We start from the raw sequence: 18,597 nt of genomic DNA, 5'->3' as shown, positions 1-18,597 counted from the left end.
ATTGATAATATTTAAAGAGATTTACATAAGCTATTAAGCTATGAGCATTGTCCTTTAGCATAACTGATTGCTGCAGTTGTACCACAGGCTGAGCAAGCATTACCTGCAGTGCGATAGCTGATACCGGCTCGATTTTTTACGGTTACACAGACAGGGTCGTATTGTGCAGTACACATGGTTTGCTCAGGATTGTACGGCGGGCACTTGGTAAAAGCGTTGTTATTAGAGGCTTGATTGGTGGTATAACTTTGGTTCTTATCATATTCAATAGTATGAATGGGGGACGTGTCAGGCGCATCGATACTTTGGATATTGTTACAGCCAGCTAAGGCTATGGTTGCTGATAACCCTAATAATGACAAGCCTGATATCGATGAGAGCCATGACAACAATGAAAACCAAGATTTGAATAAATACCTCATAATAATATTTCCTTATAGATAGCGTTCGACAACTTCCTGTTATCGACAGTCAACTTTAGCCATATAAGTTATAAAGTGAAAGTACTCTAAATTCATAGTAGCTGATTTAGCAGCAGTCATCCACTCAATCATAGTCAAAAAAACCCAAGCTTGATAATAAGCTTGGGTTTAATTTTAATGCTAGCAGAATCTTCTTAATATTTAAAATATTCTGCTAAGTATTGCAGTATTTTTTAACAAGATTTTTATTTTACAGGGCTCTTACTTTGTATGACTCTTATTTTGCAGGCTTATCGTCTTGATTAAGCTGGATATATTTATCGAAATTCTGTGCATAATCGGTCAAGTTGTCGCTTAGCATTTGACGATATTGTTTGGTATAAAACTCGACGATATCATCTTTTTCTTTGGCGAAATCATCGCCTTTAACGAAGCCAATAGAAGCAACAGAGGCACTATAGCGAGCAGCGGCATAAAGCAATGAAGCACCTACTTGCCCTGAGTGCGCATCAGGACCCAATTGACTGTTTGCCACACCGATGATGGCATCGGCACGTTGGTAAAACGCTTGCATTTCCGGGGTGATTTCAAGCGCGGCGTCAATCTCGTCATTTTGAGTGTTATTTGGCATGTTGTCTTGAGACATAATCGACTCCTAATAATGGTAGGTAAAGTTAAATTTATCGCGACAGTTTAAAAATTGGCTAAAATAATAGCGCAATGCACGCAAGTTTTATAAACCTGCATCTGCTTTTAAAATGTCGGCTTTGTCTGTTTTTTCCCACGTAAAGGCAGTTTCAGAACCCGGGCGACCAAAGTGACCAAAAGTAGAGGTTTGTTGATACATTGGCTGCAATAAATTAAGCATGCGCGTAATGCCATAAGGACGTAGGTCAAAATGCTTGCGGATTAAGCGAATGATTTCATCGTTGCCAATTTTGTTGGTACCAAAGGTATTGATTGAAATAGATGTTGGTTCAGCAACGCCAATCGCGTAGCTGATTTGAACTTCACAGCGATCCGCAATACCTGCTGCAACGATGTTTTTAGCAACATAACGAACTGCATAAGCGGCACTGCGATCGACTTTTGAAGGATCTTTACCACTAAATGCACCGCCGCCATGACGCGCCATACCACCATAGGTATCAACGATAATCTTACGACCAGTAAGACCCGCATCACCGACTGGTCCACCAATAACGAACTTGCCAGTCGGATTGATATGGTAGCGTGTACCGGCATGTAGCAGTTCTGCTGGCAATACTTGCTTGATAATAGATTCCATGATCGCTTCTTGCAAATCTGCTTGCGAGATACTTGGATCATGCTGCGTCGATAAGACCACTGCATCAATAGCAACGGGTTTATTGCCGTCATATTTAAGGGTAACTTGCGCTTTGGCATCTGGACGTAACCAAGGCAATTCGCCTGCACGGCGCAATTCAGACTGACGCTGCATTAAACGGTGTGCATATTCGATAGGAGCGGGCATAAGGACTTCAGTTTCATTGCTTGCATAGCCAAACATCAAACCTTGATCGCCTGCACCTTGCTCTTCAGGATCAGCACGGTCAACGCCTTGAGCAATTTCAGGAGATTGCTTACCGAGCATATTAATAACAGCACAAGTTTCGCCATCAAAGCCTAAGTCTGAATGATGATAGCCAATGCCGTTAACGGTATCACGAACAATACGTTCAAAATCGATATTTGCTGTGGTGGTTATTTCACCAGCTAAGACGACTGCGCCAGTTTTGACGAGTGTCTCACATGCCACACGCGCATGAATGTCTTCACGTAAGATAGCATCAAGGATAGCGTCTGAGATTTGGTCAGCCATTTTGTCAGGATGACCTTCGCTCACAGATTCTGAGGTAAATAAGTTGTATTCGCGCATAATAGGATCGCTTAATGGAATCAATAAAGATAGGGAAAGCATAACGTCTGAGCGCTGCTTTAATTAGTATTATCCGAGCAATACATTGAAGGTATTGTTCGATGATTAGTCGTTACTGCTCAATTCACTTGTTCAAAATGCATGTACTATATAAGTTCAACTAAAAAAATAGATGCTGATAAATCATGAGTTTAGATAGAACATAAGAGGTTAGGCGACGTAGGTAATATCCTTGTAGGGTATTTCAAATGGCAATATATTCTCGCCATCACCAGTCATACAAGCATTATCTAAGAGTCAGCAGTATAGAAACGCTGACATACTCGCTTAAAAATAGGCTTATTCTACCTCGAAACGCGATAAAACTCTAGTGAGCTGCGCTTGTTGTATGATAAGTATTGCTCAATAATGGCATGATGATTTAGCGTTACGCTATCCCTTGACGGGCGTTGCCATGATATCGTCATGATTAGTATTGTATAAATCACAACTCTAAAAACTCCGCTTTATCCTTAAACATACACTCTTCATAAACTGGGCACGCACCGCATTTAGGAGTGCGCGCTTGACACGTATAACGCCCATGCAAAATCAGATAATGATGCGCATCCAATATAAAGTCATCTGGAATACGCTCGACCAGTTTGTGCTCAACGATTAAGACGTTTTTGCCCGTCGCCAGCCCAGTTCGATTACCAACGCGAAAAATATGGGTGTCGACTGCCATGGTTGGCTGACCAAAGGCGGTATTTAACACTACGTTTGCAGTCTTGCGTCCGACACCGGCAAGTGATTCTAAATCTTGACGGTTATCAGGAACAGTACTGTTAAATTTATCGATTAAGTCACGGCAGGTTTTGATAACGTTTTTAGCTTTGGCGTTAAATAAGCCGATATTCTTAATATAGCCTTTCAAGCCTTCTTCGCCTAAAGCAAGTATCGCTTCAGGCGTATTCGCCACCGGATAGAGTTGATTGGTAGCAATATTGACGCTGACATCGGTTGCTTGTGCCGATAGAATTACTGCGATAAGCAGCTCAAAATTGCTGCCATAGTTAAGCTCAGTAACCGGCTCATCAATTGTTGCCGCTAATTTTTCAAAAAACGTACGTACGTCACGATTGGGCATACGTCTCGATGGTGGGGTATCAGCCGTTTTATGTTTGACGGTTTTACTCATAGTGTTTTCACTATTATTATTCATTATTCATTATTCATTATTCATTATTCATTATTCATTATTATATTATTGGTTGTTAAAGCTTTAAAAGCTCTGTCTGTAGTGCTGTAAGCTCTGCTAGTTTGTCTTCACTTGGTCGCACACTAATCTGCTTTTCTATTTTTTTTATTTTACTGCGTAGCTTAGCGGCGGCAATGGTGTTTTTTGCTTGCACTTCGCTAATATTTAACGACTGACTGGCAGCATTATTTAACTTCGCCTCCACCATACTGACCACAGGTTTACTATTGCTGCTATCAGCAAGCTGCTCACTGACGCGTGTTAAATGGGTATGATAACGATGGCGCAAGTCATCTTGCTCAAGTGTACGCTCAGTTGTCGAAAGCGTGCGCTCAATCGTAACCAAATCGATGCAGTCAACAGGGCAGGGCGCGATACATAACTCACAACCTGTGCATAAATCGGTGAAGATAGTATGCATGTGCTTGCCAGTACCAACGATGGCATCAACGGGGCAAGCAGGGATGCATTTGGTACAGCCAATGCAGTCATCTTCACGAATGACGGCGCGCACTTCAACAGGACGCTGAGAAGTAGCATCTAGCGACCATTTTGACGGCTCAGCGTTTAGTGTGGGCATATCAGTATTGATAATCTGGGCGATAGTATCCGTCACTGGCTGACCACCCGGCACACATTTATTATGTGGCTCACCCTCCATCACGATAGCGACCGCATACGGTAAGCAACCATCGGCATGGTCGCACAGACCGCATTGTGTTTGCGGTAAGCTGGCGTCAATACGTGCAATCTGTTCCTTAATATCAGCAGGCAAAATTTCTATATTCAGCGAATCGAACAAGATTGGCAGATTGGTTAGACGGATATGACTGCTGCTTTTACTAACGGTGCTTTGCATGTGCTGTTAAACCTTCATACCAGTGCTAAATGCTTTAAGCGCTGATAGTAGAATAAATAAGATAATGGCGATATAGATAAATGCTGAAAACTAATAACTGTCAGCTGAATGCTGCATCGATATTAAAGATTAAAGCGTTACGCCTTGTTCATTGGCAATTTGCTCAATCAACTCATAAGCAATACTACCTTTAAATGGTATTTTTGGCAGCTTTGATAGATCAAAAAAATCGGCGTGTGACAGCTCATCTTCTTGTATGACGATGTCACCACCGGCATACGCTGCTCGAAAACCAAGCATCAAATTAGAGGGAAATGGCCATGGTTGACTGCTGACATAGCGAATATTTGATAAGCTAATACCTACTTCTTCTGCGACTTCGCGTACCACCGCATGCTCTAGACTTTCACCGACTTCTATAAAACCTGCAATTAGGCCATATTGTAGCGCTTGTTGAGAAGTTGTTTGCTGCCCATAACGATGATGATGCGCGAGTAAAATTTGTGTTTCACCAGTTTGTGGGTTTGGTCTAGTGATGGCAGTAATAACACAGGGCTGTACACGCGGATATTGACGCAAGCGGCAAACTGGACAAACCATAGCGCGCTCAGCCAATTTAGCAGGTATGGTAGTCGCTGCGCAGCGACTACAGAACCGTGTGTCCGCTTGCCAACGCAATAGCTGTATGGCTTGACTAAGTTGCGAAGATAGTGCAGATGGCAGTTGCGTGATAAGCTGTCTATATGGCACAAATGTAGTGGCATTGGTATTAGTATTATTCCGCTCGGAATCACTATTACTCATACCGCTACTGTCTAAAATATCAGGTAAAACAACACTATTTGCTATAGCATATTCATGAGTGATGGCGCAGCTTGCGTGCGCAGTGATGCTATTAGCGTTATTCGCTTTTTTTATATCATCATCAAGCAGCCAGCTATCTGGTGCTAAGCTGTCAAATAACGCAACTCGACCAATTTGATAAGCCTGCTCGCTATTTGCATCTGACTTTGGCAGTTGAACCTGTAAAGGCAACCAGCCATTAAGTGTTTGACGGCATAAGACGGTTTCATTATAAAGAACAAAGGCCAAACTCATAAGGCAGATTCCAAACAGTCAGAAGCAGGCTCATACCACCTTGATATGAGCCTTTATGTATAAAGATTTAAGTGAAACGTTAAGCAGCAAGTAGTTGGCTTAAACTGTGTTGACCAACATCTAGAGCTTGCTTGCTAACAGGACGATTGTTCTCAAAACCATCAAGATGATGATCGACTGCCATCATAACATCAGCGATATAAGCTAAGGTGCCATCATCGATACGGCTGCCACTATTGATACGCTGCTGCAAATAACCTGCTAATTGGCTAAGCATACTGGCAGGCGTTGGCAATTGTAAGAAGCGCACCGCACCAGATACTTGACGCAGCATTTCAGGAATATTCTGAATATTAAGAATATCACGCTCAGGCTCAGCAAGGTAGTCATTAATGGCTTGTTCAGCACTGGCAATCGCCGTACGACTTTCCTCTATCAAGGTATCATAAGCGGTATTCAGCTGATGCAGTGAGATACGCGGATTGTTTAATGGTAGATAAATAGCGCCCGGTGTATGCATCTCGGCCATTGCGATGGTCGCATTTTCTGCATGCATGAGTGCCAACAATAAATGATCAAAATCCTCAGGAGCAGGCGCGCGCCATTTACTGACGGCCTCTGCTGCTGCAGTCAGGCTATTGGCAGCGTTAGATAGACCAAGTAGATGTAAGGAGGAGCTTAAGATAGTCAGCTCTTCAACGATTTGCGAGGTCTGCATATCGACTGGATTGATTGAATCACCGCGCGCGTAGCTATCGACATTTTCTTTGATGTTATTGATTTGCGTTTGGATAATAGTATTTAACGTATCCGTCAGCTCACGGTTAGGACCGAATAAGAAGCGAGCCATTTGCTGACGCTGCGGGTCTTCTAATTGATTGGCTGCATATTGCTCACGCAGCGTTTTTGCCGCTTCGGTATCACGATGTCCTGCAAAGCTGACCAAATCAGCAAATCGCGAGTCCATAATAGGCAAGTAGCTTTGGAACTGTTGCTCAACATAAATAAGGGTATGTTTTTGACTAAAATTAAGCGGCAAAATATTTGCAATATCCGTAACCGCAGCTGACGCCGCTTGCCAAAACAGACTGCTAGTATTTGCTGCTATCAAGGCACAAGCAGCTGACATTGCAGCCAGTTTTTGCTTATCATCTTGGCTAATGTTACCGCCTTTATTGATCAAAGCGACGCCAAGACCACTACGATAAGCATAGGTCAGTAATTCACTATCAAGATTGAGCTCATGTAGCGGCTGAAAATTCTTTTCAGGATTGGCAATAATGACACTACTATTGCCAAAGGTAGAAAAATAACCATCAGCAATCGGCGCTATTTGGCTATGAGCATTGAGCTTATTGATAATAGGTAGTAATAAAGTAGGCTCTACCGATTCAGTCAGCAGCACAAATTCAATATAACGATCAAGCGTCATAATAGCTTCAGACAAATCCATAATCAGCTCGACATTGGTATTGTCGCCACTGTCATAAAGCTGCTGCAGCCCTTGTACGATTGCGGTATTCAGCGTCTCTGCACCGATCGAAGATATCAGCTGAAAAATACAAGTCAGCTGTTTCAGCACAATAATAGAATCTAACAATAAAGGTGCTTGGCTATTGTCGTCAGTAAATTCGCCCAAATGAATCTCAGTATCTTTGAGTATAACCTTTATCTCATCATGCAATAAATGCAGCGACGGTAAATTAAAGTCAGTAACACTAAGCGTTGGCGCGGTTAATTTCATCTGGTTGGATTTATTCATAGTTATTTTTCCATAAGATACTGACGAAAATAGCAATTATTTAAATAATAAATATATAGCTAAGGTTTTAATGCTTATCGTTATAATAATCAAGGCTATATTCTTTAAGCTACTATATAAGAAGCAATTTTAATGACTGTTACATTTTGGTTTTTAGCTCAGGGTATTCTTCAAATAGCGCAGTATACCAGCTGTGGTTGGCGCTCTCATCACTGCTAGACGCTAGTAATAAATTAGCTAAATTAGCAAAATTTGCATGGGCAGTAAGTCCGCCATCTGCTTGCGTGTCATCCTCAATACCAAGCGTTACCTGTCCGCCCGTCATTGCGAGATATACTTCTGCTAGAATCTCTGAATCTAGTAGTGCCCCATGGAATGTACGGTCTTGCTTGCCCACATCTAAACGACGTACGAGGGCGTCTAATGTATTTTTTTGTCCAGGATATTGCTGCTTTGCCATGACCAGCGAGTCAGTCACTCGTACCCGCTGAGCAAAGTCATGCATGCCAACCTTGGCAAACTCCATATTTAAGAAGTTCATATCAAACGTGGCGTTGTGAGCGATGACTTCGGCACCATCCATAAAGTCATAGAGTGCTTGAGCAACTTGATCAAAAGTTGGCTTATCTGTTAGAAATGCTTCAGAGATACCATGAATGCGAATGACAACTTCATCCATACCGCGCTGTGGATTGATATAGACATGGAGCTTTTCACCGGTGAACTTACGTCCAATCATCTCTACAATACCGACTTCAATAATCCGATCGCCTTTTAGTGGATCAAGACCGGTGGTCTCCGTATCCATAATAAGCTGACGATCAGTTTCATGACGATTGATGGGCTTAGGTAGCAGCGGTACAAAATATGGGTTGGCACGGCTGGTATCGCCATCGAATTTTGGCGTTTCAGCAGGGGCTGCCGTTATCGTGTTAGTGGCGATATCGGCATCTATTTGAGCTATATTCGTATTCATCGTATTATCAGTCATAACGGTCTGGACTTCCGGCATATCTGTAGCAGAGGTAGGGTGATAAGTATTATCGTCAAACGAGTCGTCAACAGATGATTGGTCAATTTCATTTTCGAGCTCGTCGTCCATCATATCGAAACCTAACGGATCGAAATTTAACCAATCATCGCTCGAAGATGGTTTTTTATCAGACGCTATTTGCTCTTTTTTTTTAGCGGTATCCTGTTTATCTACTATCGATAAATCTTCACTTTTTGATGTCACGCCTAAATTTGCTAGCTCATCCGCTTTTTCATTACCAGCATGTCCAGCATGTCCTTTGACCCAGTGCCAATCAACATCGCGTCGCTGACAAAGTGCATCTAATTGTTGCCACAGGTCTTGGTTAGCGACTGGTTTTTTACTCGCTGTTTTCCAACCGCGCTTTTTCCAACCTTCAATCCATTCAGTGATGCCTTTTTTGACGTAGCTTGAGTCGGTCCAAATCTCGAGATTGTACTCATGTGGACTATGGGTCAATGCTTGTATCGCGCCCATCAGCTCCATGCGATTATTGGTCGTCTCTTTATCACCGCCGTACAAATCTTGCGTTCGACCATCGCTAAATATCAGATGTGCACCCCAGCCGCCAGCACCAGGATTACCTTTACACGCGCCATCAGTGTAAGCAACCGTTGTATTCGCCTTGGCTGCTAGTGGATTGGCGGCGTTATGGCTGTTAAATGATGGTATAACGTTGTGATTGTCTGACATAAAAGCTGATTAACCTAGTAAATAATAAACATGAAGCAAGACGGTTTTGGTAGCGTTACTTTGATAAGGAATAGCATTACCAAATTAAGGTTTGAGTATAGCAAATCTATCCCAGCTATGGGCAGTTGCTATGCACAAAATCGTAAAAGCACATATCATAATAGTAACGTGGCGGTTTTCTGTTAAAATAAGCTAAGCTGCGATAAAGCGTCTATTTATATAGCGAATTATATAGTTAATAATCTTTATTCGTTTACTCACTCAACAGTGCCTATTTATAAATAATCAACTTGTGAATGCTTAATGCACTCGAATGCAGGATAACCCTATGATGTCCGTATATTCAAATATTCTTTATAAAAAATTGCCGCCTTTAATGGTCGCTATAACGGCAAGTAGTGCACTGTTTTTGAGTGCTTGTAATGATAGCAATACTCAAACCAATACCAAAAAGGTTGAGACTGTAGCAGATTTATCCGTATTTGAAGGCTGCTATACCGTCAGTCATGATGAGCCGGCGCAGATAAAAGTCAGTCAACAAGATGATGCATGGGTCATGCAAATGAAAGAGCCTGCAAGTGCCAAACGTGTTTGGGATGATGCTGAGCCGTTAGAGGTGATTGAAAATAGTGACATACCCACGTTTTTCTCTATCGATCCTGACAATGTCGATGCAGTCATTGGGCGCCCTGATAGAGTATTGGTGCTGGCGCATGTGAAGCCTGTCTATGCCAATATCGATCCACTGCTTGATAGTGAGTACTTGTCTTATATCTATAAGGGTGCAAACACTATTTACCGGGTAGAGTGTGATGAGGTGAATACTGATATTTTAGCCAATCCTCATGCCAATATTATCATTGATAATGTCAATGAAAGTATTTAAATGATACTTAAAAATAAATATTAAATAAACATTCTTTGTTATAAGTCAATTAGTAGAGCCTAACAATATGAATTTTTTTAGTTATGTGGTGTTGGGTGGTTTTTCTTATGCCGCCGGTTGGGCAATCAGAACCTATGTGCTCGACAAACAGCCTAAACCTGAACAACCTTATACTCTTAAACATCCGGCTATATTGGCGTATTTAGGCGGATTCTTTATTATTATGCTAATTGTTTCTTGGTTAATTGGTAGATACGCGCTAGGACATGCCAGTATTGACTTACCCTTTATTATCGTCAACAGTTTGGTTGCTACTTTTGTTTATTCGTTTGGTTTGAATCCAGAAAAGGCTAACTATAAGGTTCCAGATTAGTAAGTTTTTGAGCAAATAAAATAGATAAAAAGACAGTCAGCTTAATATAAAGACACGGTCAATAAATATTCCACTGACTGTGTCTTTATATTATATGCTATAGGAACCTACGCTAGATATATGGCTTAATAGCAATTGATAGCCAGTTATAATTACTTCTTAGACTCTTCTTTATCTTTCGTGTCTTTACTTTTATCTTCGAGTTTTTTAGTGCTGCTCTTTGAGGCTGCATCTTTAGACAATGTTTCTTTAAGCAACGTCTCTTTAGAAGCTGTCTGCTCATTTTTCCAGTTTTTGTATTTCACTAAATCCTTTTCCATGAGCTTAAGGCAAAACTTTAGCACTAAGGCATCATCGATTTGACCGATAAAGGGTATGAAGTCCGGAATAATATCAATGGGGTTTATGAGGTATAGCAAACCGACCACGCCTGCTGAAATAGTTTTATAGGGGATATTACGATAGTTGCCTTGATAATAGTCTTTTACCAAACTCATGAGCAGTAGTAAATCGTTAGTATAACGCTCAAGTCCACGATCGTTTTCGAGTTGTTGCTTTATTTTATCTTCTTTACCCAAAATGAGCTTAATACTATCTATCAGGCTTTTTTCATCTTTTTCTTTGGCAGCCATATTTGTATTCCTTCTATATTATTAGGTTTTTATTGTTTGCTACTATTAATCGTCCTTTACTATAACAAGAGTAGACACTACGTCCAAATCATATGATGGATGATTCTGTATGATTTTGTTGACGATAAGAATGACGAATTGAGCTGATTTAAATCCTTCTATAGCGATGTTCTTCTCTTCATATACGCTATCATATGACGTTATAAAAATAGATGCTCAGGGTATATAGAACGATATATCACTTGTTTAAACTTTCATTACTAAATAAATAGCCTTGTTAAATAAGCATCAACTGAATAGTACAAAAGGTAGAATCATGAGCAAGATATTCTCGGGGCTGAACCGTCGCCAGTTTTTACGTCAAGTAGGTATCGGCACAGGGGCAGGGTTATTAGTGACCCAAAGTATCACTCAGGCGCTGGCCACTAGTACGATTGAACATGATAATAGTACGTCACTTACTAAAGACGACTTACCATCTACCTTGATACAACAAAGCCCGTCATCTCAAATATTGCAAGCACAAACGAGCTGTATTACACCTAGTATTGAGACGCGGCTTTTTGCCAGCTCCAATGTCGGTGGCAGTAATGAGCGCAATCAATTGGCATTAGATCGTTTGGCTTGTGCGGGCTTTAAGGTGGATAATCCTACGATTACCACTCGACAGTATTTACGCTTTGCGGGTACGGATTCACAGCGGGCGAGTGATTTGCAAAACATTGCTACTGGCGCTATCGCGGCACCCAAGTTATTGCTTGGCGTACGTGGTGGCTATGGCGCGATGCGTTTATTGCCAATGATTGATTGGTCGACGCTGGGTCGTATCATGAAGGAGCGGGGCACGATACTCGCAGGCTTTAGTGATGTGACTGCTATCCAGTGCGCGCTACTGGCAAAAGGAGGCATGAGCTCGCTTGCCGCGCCGATGCTCTATAGCGAGTTTGGTAAAATCAAACCAGATCAAGTGACTTGCCAACAATTTGCTGAAGCGCTGAGTAATCTTGATCTAACAATCACTATACGAGATGCGTCTTTAACCAGTCCTAATTTACCCAGTATTCTGTCAAATAATGAGCCAAAAACCTTAACGGGTACTATTTGGGGTGGTAATCTAAGTGTAGTATCAGCGCTGGCAGGTAGTGAATATTTACCACGGATTACTGATGGTATTGTGTTCTTAGAAGATGTGGGCGAGCAAGCTTATCGTATCGAGCGCATGCTATATGATTTGTATCTGGCAGGCGTGTTTAAGGGTCAGCAAGCGATTGTGTTTGGTGCCTTATCGAGTACGGGTGAAGATAGCTATGATAAGCGTTATGACGTCGCTACTGTGATTCGTCAATTACATGAGCTGACAGGATTGCCGATTTATAGTGGCATGAGTTTTGGGCATATTGGAAAAAAACACAGCTTTCCACTAGGCGTAACGTGTCAGCTTAGCCCAAATACAATCGGTGGCTATCAATTGGCATTTAGCGATTATCCAACGATTAAGCCTGATGCTATCTATGTAGAAGGGTTATGGCAGTCTAATTAATTAATGAAAAATCCGAATAATATAGTCAGCTTGAAATAAAATATACATGCTTATAAAAGCGTTCTGCTGGTATGAATTTTCTTCGCTTGCTGTGTAGAAAGTACTACAGAGGCTTCGAAAAATTCATCCCAGCAACACGGTATCATTTTTAAAATATATCCACTGAAAACCAAAGGCTATTATTACTAAATTGCTAAACGCGAAAATTTATCCTGATACTCTTTCGGAGTCAGCTCAGTGGCGCGTTTAAACAAACGCGTAAATGATGAGATATCATCGTAGCCGACTTGCTCCGCTAGCGATTTTATCGTTACATTGCCCAACTCCAATAAACGTTTCGCCTGTTCAATGCGTACCGCTTGAATATACTCAATTGGACGCATAGCAACAGCGGACTGAAAGCGTCTGTTTAACGTACGCGGCGTGATATTAACCCTGGCAGCCAAGCTGCTCACTTGAATAGGCTGTTTGAAACTTTCTTCAATAAACTCTTGTACTTGCTTAACCAGTTGGTCGGCATGCGGTTTATGCAAAGTCACATTAGTATAGCTGTTTTGATTACCGCGTTTGCTATCGATAATCTGAGTTTTTGCCACTTGGGTAGAAATCTCACGCCCGCAATAGCGCTCGATTAATAACAATCCTAAGTCGTAAAAGGCGCTTCCTCCTGCCGCACAAAATATATTGCCTGACTGGCTTTTCGATTGAGTGACAAACTGATTTTCTTGTAAATCAACCAGTGGAAAGTCTGCCTTAAATTTACCTGCATAACCCCAATGGGTGGTGGCTATTTTACCATCGAGCAAACCTGCCTTTGCCAAAAAGAAAGCGCCGCTACAGTTACTAGCGATATCTGCTTTGGTATTCGCCAAGCGCTTTAGATGCGGTATTAAATCACTATTTTGCCTCAATACTTTATCGATAGAATTGCCAATCGTTGGGATTAATAATAAATCGCACTCTGTCACCTCGCGAATATCGCAATGCGCTTGCACGATTAAGCGGTTGCTACATCTAATATTTGTCCCACCTAAGCTTGCTATCTGCACATTAAATCTCGGTTCTACGGCTTCACCCAAAAATCGCTGCCAGCTGACGCCAGTAAATGAAAATAGGTCTAATGCACCAGCAAGCACGCTACCGAGCACACCATCGAAACCAACAATAATCACTTTAAAAGGTTTGAAATACGGCATAAATTTCTGTTTTCCTTTATCTGTTTTTTCATCGCTATTTTTTGATAACTGCTGTCTAAAACTACATGTTTCTTGGCTAATAACTTCTTTATATCTCTAATTGTATGTATCTAGTTTTATGTCTTATTTGACCATAATTATGTCATAAATGACAATACGGCAATGGGTTAAATTAGACTAATATTAATGCATCACTTATTTATTACCGCTTATTTATAACCATCATAATAGGGAATGACTATGGCAGCAGATACGCTTATCAACGACTTTGAACTACCGTTCCAACTCTATGATGTATTGGGTACAGAAAAACTAACCGAACATCCTAAGTTTGCAGAACACAGCCGCGAAACATTTGATGCAGTATTGGACACTGCCAATAAAATCGCTACCCAGTTATTCTTACCGCATAACCATATTGCGGATAAAAACGAACCGCAGTTCGATGGTAAAAAAGTGACCATGATAGACGATGTGAAAGTCGCCTTTGATGCATTTCGCGAATCAGGCTTTATCGCGGGTCGTTATAGTTTCGACGATGGCGGCATGCAATTACCCGAAACGGTTATGACAGCGGTGGCAGGCTATTTTATGGCGGCTAATCCTTCAACGACAGCTTATCCTTTTTTGACTACTGCGGCGATTAATGTTATCTCACATTTTGCCAGTGATGAGATTAAAAACGCCTTTATGCCACGCATGCTAACGGGCGAGTTTACCGGAACGATGGCTTTAACCGAACCACATGCTGGCTCATCACTTGCTGATATAAAAACCACGGCGGTCAAACAAGCCGATGGCAGCTATCGCGTAAAAGGCAGCAAAATTTATATCTCAGCAGGCGATCACGAATTGTCTGACAATATCGTGCATCTGGTACTAGCCAAAGTGCCGGGCGGTCCTGGTGGCGTCAAAGGTATCTCTTTATTTGCCGTACCAAAGTATCGCCTAAATGAGGATTTATCGGTTGGCGAGCGTAATGATGTGCATTTAACCGGACTTATTCATAAGCTTGGTTATAGAGGTGCGACTTCTACAGCACTGAGCTTTGGCGATAAGGGTGAATGTTACGGCTATCTTATCGGTGAAGAACATTTCGGCTTACGCTACATGTTTAAAATGATGAATGAAGCGCGTATCGCCGTTGGTTTTGGTGCAGCGATGATTGGGTATCGCGGTTATCAATATTCGCTCGATTATGCCAAGGACCGCACGCAAGGTAGAATCGCACCTAACAATAAACCTGAAAATGCAGCAACGGCAATCATTCAGCATGGCGATGTAAAGCGTATGCTCCTTGCGCAAAAAGCCTATAGCGAGGGCGGCATTTCACTGTGTTTATACGGCTCAAACCTGATTGACCGTATCAATACTTGTGAAGATGAAACACTAAAAAATGAATTATCAGAGTTGCTAGACCTACTAACACCTGTTTTAAAAGCATGGCCGTCTGAATATGGTCCTAAAGCCAATGATTTGGGTATCCAAGTATTGGGCGGTGCAGGCTATACGCGTGAATATCAAGCCGAGCAATTTTGGCGCGACAATCGTCTTAATCCTATCCATGAAGGCACAAATGGCGTACAAGCCTTAGATTTGTCATTCCGTAAGTTATGGCAAAACAAAGGGCTTGGTATCCAAATTCTAAAGCGTGAAATCACGCAGGATTTAGAAAATATTACCACGCCAGAGAGTGCAAAACTTGCTGATAAGTTGATGCCTTATATGGGTCATTTACATGAAGTATTGGTGCATTTAAGCAAAGTTTTACAAACTGAGAAAGCAATCACGCTGACCGGTAATGCGCAGGCATTGATGAATATTTTTGCTTCAATCGTAGTGAGTTGGATTTGGATTCGCCAAGCTAGTAAAGCTGAGCAATTATTAAATGATACAACCGACGTCGAAAAACAAAACTTCTATTACGGCAAAATACAAGCGGCAAAATACTTTATTGATTGGGAATTGCCATTAATCAATCGCGATATCGAACTGTTAAATAATGACAATGCGGTATGTACCGATATGAAAGCAGAGTGGTTTTAAACGGTTTTAAACTGGATTTGATATTGCTGATTTATAAAGCTGAAGTTAATAAAACTCACTACATATAAAAAATTTAAAGGAATAAATAATGACAACAATGAATAAGCAATGGCGTTTAAAAGCAAGACCAATTGGCGAGCCGAGCGCTGATACTTGGGACTATACCGAATCAGAACTACCGAGCATCACAGACGGTGAGCTACTGATAAAAATTGAGTATATTTCGATGGATCCAGCGATGCGTGGTTGGCTAAACGATGCCAAATCTTATATACCGCCAGTACAGATTGGTGAAGTCATGCGCGCTGGTACTGTGGGTAAAGTGATTGAAAGTAAGCATGAGAAGTTTGTAGTCGGTGATTATGTCGCAGGTCACAATGGCGTCCAGTCTTATGCAGTCAGTGATGGCACTGGACTACATAAAGTCGATCCAAGCCTTGCGCCGTTGTCTTATTATTTAGGCGTGCTCGGTATGCCTGGTATGACGGGCTACTTTGGCTTATTAAAAACGGGTCAACCAAAAGCAGGCGATACCGTCGTCGTTTCTGGCGCTGCCGGTGCGGTTGGTGGCTTAGTTGGTCAGATTGCCAAAATCAAAGGCAGCCGCGTCGTTGGTATCGCAGGCGGTGCTGAGAAATGTAAATTCCTAGTCGATGAGTTGGGCTTTGATGCAGCAATCGACTACAAAAATGAGAATGTAAAAAAAGCGTTAAAAGAAACCTGTCCAAAAGGCGTTGATATCTATTTTGACAACGTTGGTGGGGATATTTTAAATGACGTATTGACGCAAATTAACCTGCACGCGCGCATTGTGATTTGTGGCGCTATTAGCCAATATAACAACACCACAGAAGTAAAAGGGCCATCAAATTATCTGTCACTGTTGGTCAATCGTGCACGGATGGAAGGCATTGTGGTCTTTGATAATATTAAAGAATATCCGACGGCGATGAAAGACATTGCTGGCTGGATTCAATCAGGGGATATTAAAGTAAAAAATCATATCGTTGAAGGTATTGAGACGTTTCCTGATACCTTGATGATGCTCTTTAAAGGTGAAAACTTCGGCAAACTGGTACTTAAGGTAGAGGCATAAATCATGACACTGAACACAAATGGAATTGAGTCAAGTAAACTGGCAAATATGCCAGCTTCAAACGTAGCAGGTAAACGGATTTTAATCACCGGCGGTGCGTCTGGTATTGGCGCAGCAAGTGCTTTATTGCTAGCCAGTCGCGGCGCGAAAGTCGTTATCGGTGATATGGCAGAAGAGATGGGCGCAGCCATTGCTAAGCAAGCCCAAGATGCTGGCAATAGTGTCACATTTAAAAAGGTAGATGTTACAAGTGGCGATGAAGTACGCGCCTTATTTGCCTTTGCGATTACGGAGCTTGGTGGTCTTGACGTCGTAGTCAATAATGCCGGTATTGATCATAAGCCTGCGCCGATGCATGAGCTAAGCGATGAAGATTTTGATCGGAATATCGCCGTTAACTTAAAGGGCGTTTGGCATTGTATGCGTGCCGCTGTTACTTGTATGGCTCCCAATGGCGGTGGTCATGTGATTAATGTTGCCTCCATCGCTGGTCTGCGTTCTGCGCCGTTGCTATCAGCTTATAGCGCTGCTAAGCACGGTGTCATGGGGCTGACTAAGTCTGCTGCTCATGAATATGCGCGCGTCAATATTCGCTTTAATGCCGTCTGCCCAAGCTTTATCGATACACCTATGGTGCAAAATACCATGGCGAAGATGGACGAGCGCGCGCAAAAAGCCACTATTAATGCCAGTCCATTACGCCGTTTAGGGACGGTAGATGAAGTGTCGGGCGCGATTGCGTGGTTGGCGAGTGATGAGAGCAGCTTTATGAATGGTCATGCGTTTACCCTTGATGGCGGTATGTTGGCTTAATAGTTAAACAACTGCTAAATCATTACGGTGTTATCCTCGCTCGATGTACTATTCGTACTATCTACGCTCGGCTGCCTTGTAATGGATTTGCAGTTTTTCGACTATAATTTATTAAGTAGTTACGATAAAAAATTAAAAACTGAATAGCTAATTCAAAATATAAGGAATAATGATGAAAGATTTATTTGATTTAACCGGAAAAATTGCGTTAGTGACTGGTGCTAGCCGTGGTATTGGTGAATCTATTGCGCGTTTGCTAGCATCAAGAGGTGCGCATGTGATTGTGTCTAGCCGTAAGATTGATGCTTGCCAAGCGGTTGCCGATAGCATTGTCGCTGATGGTTATAAAGCCAGTGCCTTTGCTTGCCATGTAGGCGAGATGGAGCAGATTGACGCTATCTTTGATCATATCAAAAGTGAATTTGGGCAAATTGATATTTTAGTCAATAATGCCGCCGCAAACCCTTATTATGGGCATATCTTAGATACCGATTTAGCGGCTTTTGATAAAACGGTCGAAGTTAATATTCGCGGTTATTTCTTTATGTCGACAGCAGCGGGCAAAATGATGCGCGAGCAGGACGGTGGGGTAATTTTAAATACGGCTTCGGTTAATGGTTTGGTCGCCGGTGATAAGCAAGGTATCTACTCAATCACCAAAGCCGCTGTCATTAGTATGACCAAGTCTTTTGCTAAAGAATGTGGTCCGTTGAATATTCGCGTCAATGCGTTGTTGCCAGGACTGACCGATACTAAGTTCGCCTCTGCTTTAACGACTAATGATAAAGTCTTAAAAATGGCGCTACATGCGATTCCTTTAGGGCGTGTGGCCAATCCAGATGAGATGGCTGGTACAGTATTGTATCTCGTATCCGATGCTTCAAGTTATACCACGGGCGCAACGGTTGTTGTTGATGGTGGCATGTTAGCTTAGTTAATCTATCATCATTCAAAGATAGCTTTTTTAAACCGTATGCTTATAAATGGCATACGGTTTTTTATTTAGTT

The 18,597-nt window shown here is 41.9% G+C and carries 17 protein-coding genes; 7 read left to right on the top strand and 10 right to left on the bottom strand.

The genetic code is table 11. The features are described 5' to 3' along the window. Positions 1 to 38 precede the first annotated feature (38 nt). The 8 genes from ACMHKH_RS11025 to dnaQ all read right to left on the bottom strand — a co-directional run bounded on the left by ACMHKH_RS11025 (position 39) and on the right by dnaQ (position 9,007). The gene (locus tag ACMHKH_RS11025) at positions 39 to 422 is read right to left on the bottom strand and encodes a hypothetical protein (RefSeq protein ID WP_413520689.1); all 384 of its coding nucleotides are present in this window, start codon (positions 420 to 422) and stop codon (positions 39 to 41) included. 277 nt (positions 423 to 699) lie between these two features. Further along, positions 700 to 1,053 carry a DUF3144 domain-containing protein gene (locus tag ACMHKH_RS11020; RefSeq protein WP_413520706.1) on the bottom strand — a complete coding sequence of 118 codons (354 nt, stop codon included), beginning with the start codon at positions 1,051 to 1,053 and terminating at the stop codon, positions 700 to 702. A gap of 102 nt (positions 1,054 to 1,155) precedes the next feature. Further along, the gene (metK, locus tag ACMHKH_RS11015) at positions 1,156 to 2,322 is read right to left on the bottom strand and encodes a methionine adenosyltransferase (protein ID WP_413520705.1); all 1,167 of its coding nucleotides are present in this window, start codon (positions 2,320 to 2,322) and stop codon (positions 1,156 to 1,158) included. A 484-nt stretch (positions 2,323 to 2,806) separates the two neighbouring features. Beyond that, positions 2,807 to 3,502, bottom strand: a complete 696-nt coding sequence (nth, locus tag ACMHKH_RS11010; protein WP_413520704.1) for an endonuclease III — start codon at positions 3,500 to 3,502, stop codon at positions 2,807 to 2,809. A gap of 76 nt (positions 3,503 to 3,578) precedes the next feature. Next, positions 3,579 to 4,421 carry an RnfABCDGE type electron transport complex subunit B gene (locus tag ACMHKH_RS11005; RefSeq protein WP_413520688.1) on the bottom strand — a complete coding sequence of 281 codons (843 nt, stop codon included), beginning with the start codon at positions 4,419 to 4,421 and terminating at the stop codon, positions 3,579 to 3,581. Between the two features lie 129 nt (positions 4,422 to 4,550). Beyond that, positions 4,551 to 5,519, bottom strand: coding sequence for an NAD(+) diphosphatase (gene nudC / locus ACMHKH_RS11000; RefSeq protein WP_413520687.1), 969 nt, complete (start codon positions 5,517 to 5,519; stop codon positions 4,551 to 4,553). 79 nt (positions 5,520 to 5,598) lie between these two features. Continuing rightward, positions 5,599 to 7,281 (bottom strand): hypothetical protein, encoded by a 1,683-nt coding sequence (locus ACMHKH_RS10995; RefSeq protein WP_413520686.1) that lies wholly within the window; start codon positions 7,279 to 7,281, stop codon positions 5,599 to 5,601. 139 nt (positions 7,282 to 7,420) lie between these two features. Then, positions 7,421 to 9,007 (bottom strand): DNA polymerase III subunit epsilon, encoded by a 1,587-nt coding sequence (dnaQ, locus tag ACMHKH_RS10990; protein WP_413520685.1) that lies wholly within the window; start codon positions 9,005 to 9,007, stop codon positions 7,421 to 7,423. A 328-nt stretch (positions 9,008 to 9,335) separates the two neighbouring features. On the opposite strand from dnaQ, the gene ACMHKH_RS10985 reads away from it, so the two are divergent. Beyond that, the gene (locus tag ACMHKH_RS10985; protein WP_413520684.1) at positions 9,336 to 9,893 is read left to right on the top strand and encodes a hypothetical protein; all 558 of its coding nucleotides are present in this window, start codon (positions 9,336 to 9,338) and stop codon (positions 9,891 to 9,893) included. A 67-nt stretch (positions 9,894 to 9,960) separates the two neighbouring features. Further along, positions 9,961 to 10,266, top strand: coding sequence for a hypothetical protein (locus ACMHKH_RS10980; protein WP_413520683.1), 306 nt, complete (start codon positions 9,961 to 9,963; stop codon positions 10,264 to 10,266). 152 nt (positions 10,267 to 10,418) lie between these two features. Here the strand turns inward: ACMHKH_RS10980 and ACMHKH_RS10975 are convergent, their stop codons facing one another. Then, positions 10,419 to 10,898 carry a YkvA family protein gene (locus ACMHKH_RS10975; protein WP_413520682.1) on the bottom strand — a complete coding sequence of 160 codons (480 nt, stop codon included), beginning with the start codon at positions 10,896 to 10,898 and terminating at the stop codon, positions 10,419 to 10,421. A gap of 316 nt (positions 10,899 to 11,214) precedes the next feature. On the opposite strand from ACMHKH_RS10975, the gene ACMHKH_RS10970 reads away from it, so the two are divergent. After that, positions 11,215 to 12,438: an LD-carboxypeptidase gene (locus ACMHKH_RS10970; RefSeq protein ID WP_413520681.1), complete on the top strand. Its 1,224-nt coding sequence runs from the start codon at positions 11,215 to 11,217 to the stop codon at positions 12,436 to 12,438. Positions 12,439 to 12,623: 185 nt separating this feature from the next. Here ACMHKH_RS10970 and ACMHKH_RS10965 read toward each other — a convergent pair whose 3' ends face one another. Further along, positions 12,624 to 13,634: a GlxA family transcriptional regulator gene (locus ACMHKH_RS10965; protein ID WP_413520680.1), complete on the bottom strand. Its 1,011-nt coding sequence runs from the start codon at positions 13,632 to 13,634 to the stop codon at positions 12,624 to 12,626. A 240-nt stretch (positions 13,635 to 13,874) separates the two neighbouring features. Here ACMHKH_RS10965 and ACMHKH_RS10960 point away from each other — a divergent pair, with 240 nt between their 5' ends. The 4 genes from ACMHKH_RS10960 to ACMHKH_RS10945 all read left to right on the top strand — a co-directional run bounded on the left by ACMHKH_RS10960 (position 13,875) and on the right by ACMHKH_RS10945 (position 18,523). Further along, on the top strand, positions 13,875 to 15,680 hold the full coding sequence (locus ACMHKH_RS10960) for an acyl-CoA dehydrogenase (protein ID WP_413520679.1): 1,806 nt from the start codon (positions 13,875 to 13,877) through the stop codon (positions 15,678 to 15,680). A gap of 88 nt (positions 15,681 to 15,768) precedes the next feature. Beyond that, the gene (locus ACMHKH_RS10955; RefSeq protein WP_413520678.1) at positions 15,769 to 16,776 is read left to right on the top strand and encodes an NADP-dependent oxidoreductase; all 1,008 of its coding nucleotides are present in this window, start codon (positions 15,769 to 15,771) and stop codon (positions 16,774 to 16,776) included. A 3-nt stretch (positions 16,777 to 16,779) separates the two neighbouring features. Further along, positions 16,780 to 17,589 (top strand): SDR family NAD(P)-dependent oxidoreductase, encoded by an 810-nt coding sequence (locus ACMHKH_RS10950; RefSeq protein ID WP_413520677.1) that lies wholly within the window; start codon positions 16,780 to 16,782, stop codon positions 17,587 to 17,589. A gap of 169 nt (positions 17,590 to 17,758) precedes the next feature. Next, a complete protein-coding gene (locus tag ACMHKH_RS10945; protein WP_413520676.1) occupies positions 17,759 to 18,523 on the top strand; it encodes an SDR family oxidoreductase in 765 nt (254 codons plus the stop codon). The last annotated feature ends 74 nt before the right edge of the window (positions 18,524 to 18,597 follow it).

This window comes from Psychrobacter glacincola, from assembly GCF_965118485.1.
Taxonomy (GTDB): Bacteria; Pseudomonadota; Gammaproteobacteria; order Pseudomonadales; family Moraxellaceae; genus Psychrobacter; species Psychrobacter glacincola_D.
The sequence above is the reverse complement of the archived record's forward strand: the minus strand, read 5'-3'. Positions and strand labels throughout refer to the sequence as shown.

Excerpts from the sequence above, each read along its gene's own strand:
- ACMHKH_RS10975 (WP_413520682.1), bottom strand. The coding sequence starts at position 10,898 with ATGGCTGCCAAAGAAAAAGATGAAAAAAGCCTGATAGATAGTATTAAG.
- ACMHKH_RS10980 (WP_413520683.1), top strand. The coding sequence starts at position 9,961 with ATGAATTTTTTTAGTTATGTGGTGTTGGGTGGTTTTTCTTATGCCGCC.
- nth (WP_413520704.1), bottom strand. The coding sequence starts at position 3,502 with ATGAGTAAAACCGTCAAACATAAAACGGCTGATACCCCACCATCGAGA.
- ACMHKH_RS10945 (WP_413520676.1), top strand. The coding sequence starts at position 17,759 with ATGATGAAAGATTTATTTGATTTAACCGGAAAAATTGCGTTAGTGACT.
- nudC (WP_413520687.1), bottom strand. The coding sequence starts at position 5,519 with ATGAGTTTGGCCTTTGTTCTTTATAATGAAACCGTCTTATGCCGTCAA.
- dnaQ (WP_413520685.1), bottom strand. The coding sequence starts at position 9,007 with ATGTCAGACAATCACAACGTTATACCATCATTTAACAGCCATAACGCC.
- metK (WP_413520705.1), bottom strand. The coding sequence starts at position 2,322 with ATGCGCGAATACAACTTATTTACCTCAGAATCTGTGAGCGAAGGTCAT.
- ACMHKH_RS10965 (WP_413520680.1), bottom strand. The coding sequence starts at position 13,634 with ATGCCGTATTTCAAACCTTTTAAAGTGATTATTGTTGGTTTCGATGGT.
- ACMHKH_RS10960 (WP_413520679.1), top strand. The coding sequence starts at position 13,875 with ATGGCAGCAGATACGCTTATCAACGACTTTGAACTACCGTTCCAACTC.
- ACMHKH_RS10970 (WP_413520681.1), top strand. The coding sequence starts at position 11,215 with ATGAGCAAGATATTCTCGGGGCTGAACCGTCGCCAGTTTTTACGTCAA.
- ACMHKH_RS10995 (WP_413520686.1), bottom strand. The coding sequence starts at position 7,281 with ATGAATAAATCCAACCAGATGAAATTAACCGCGCCAACGCTTAGTGTT.
- ACMHKH_RS11020 (WP_413520706.1), bottom strand. The coding sequence starts at position 1,053 with ATGCCAAATAACACTCAAAATGACGAGATTGACGCCGCGCTTGAAATC.
- ACMHKH_RS11005 (WP_413520688.1), bottom strand. The coding sequence starts at position 4,421 with ATGCAAAGCACCGTTAGTAAAAGCAGCAGTCATATCCGTCTAACCAAT.
- ACMHKH_RS11025 (WP_413520689.1), bottom strand. The coding sequence starts at position 422 with ATGAGGTATTTATTCAAATCTTGGTTTTCATTGTTGTCATGGCTCTCA.
- ACMHKH_RS10955 (WP_413520678.1), top strand. The coding sequence starts at position 15,769 with ATGACAACAATGAATAAGCAATGGCGTTTAAAAGCAAGACCAATTGGC.
- ACMHKH_RS10950 (WP_413520677.1), top strand. The coding sequence starts at position 16,780 with ATGACACTGAACACAAATGGAATTGAGTCAAGTAAACTGGCAAATATG.
- ACMHKH_RS10985 (WP_413520684.1), top strand. The coding sequence starts at position 9,336 with ATGATGTCCGTATATTCAAATATTCTTTATAAAAAATTGCCGCCTTTA.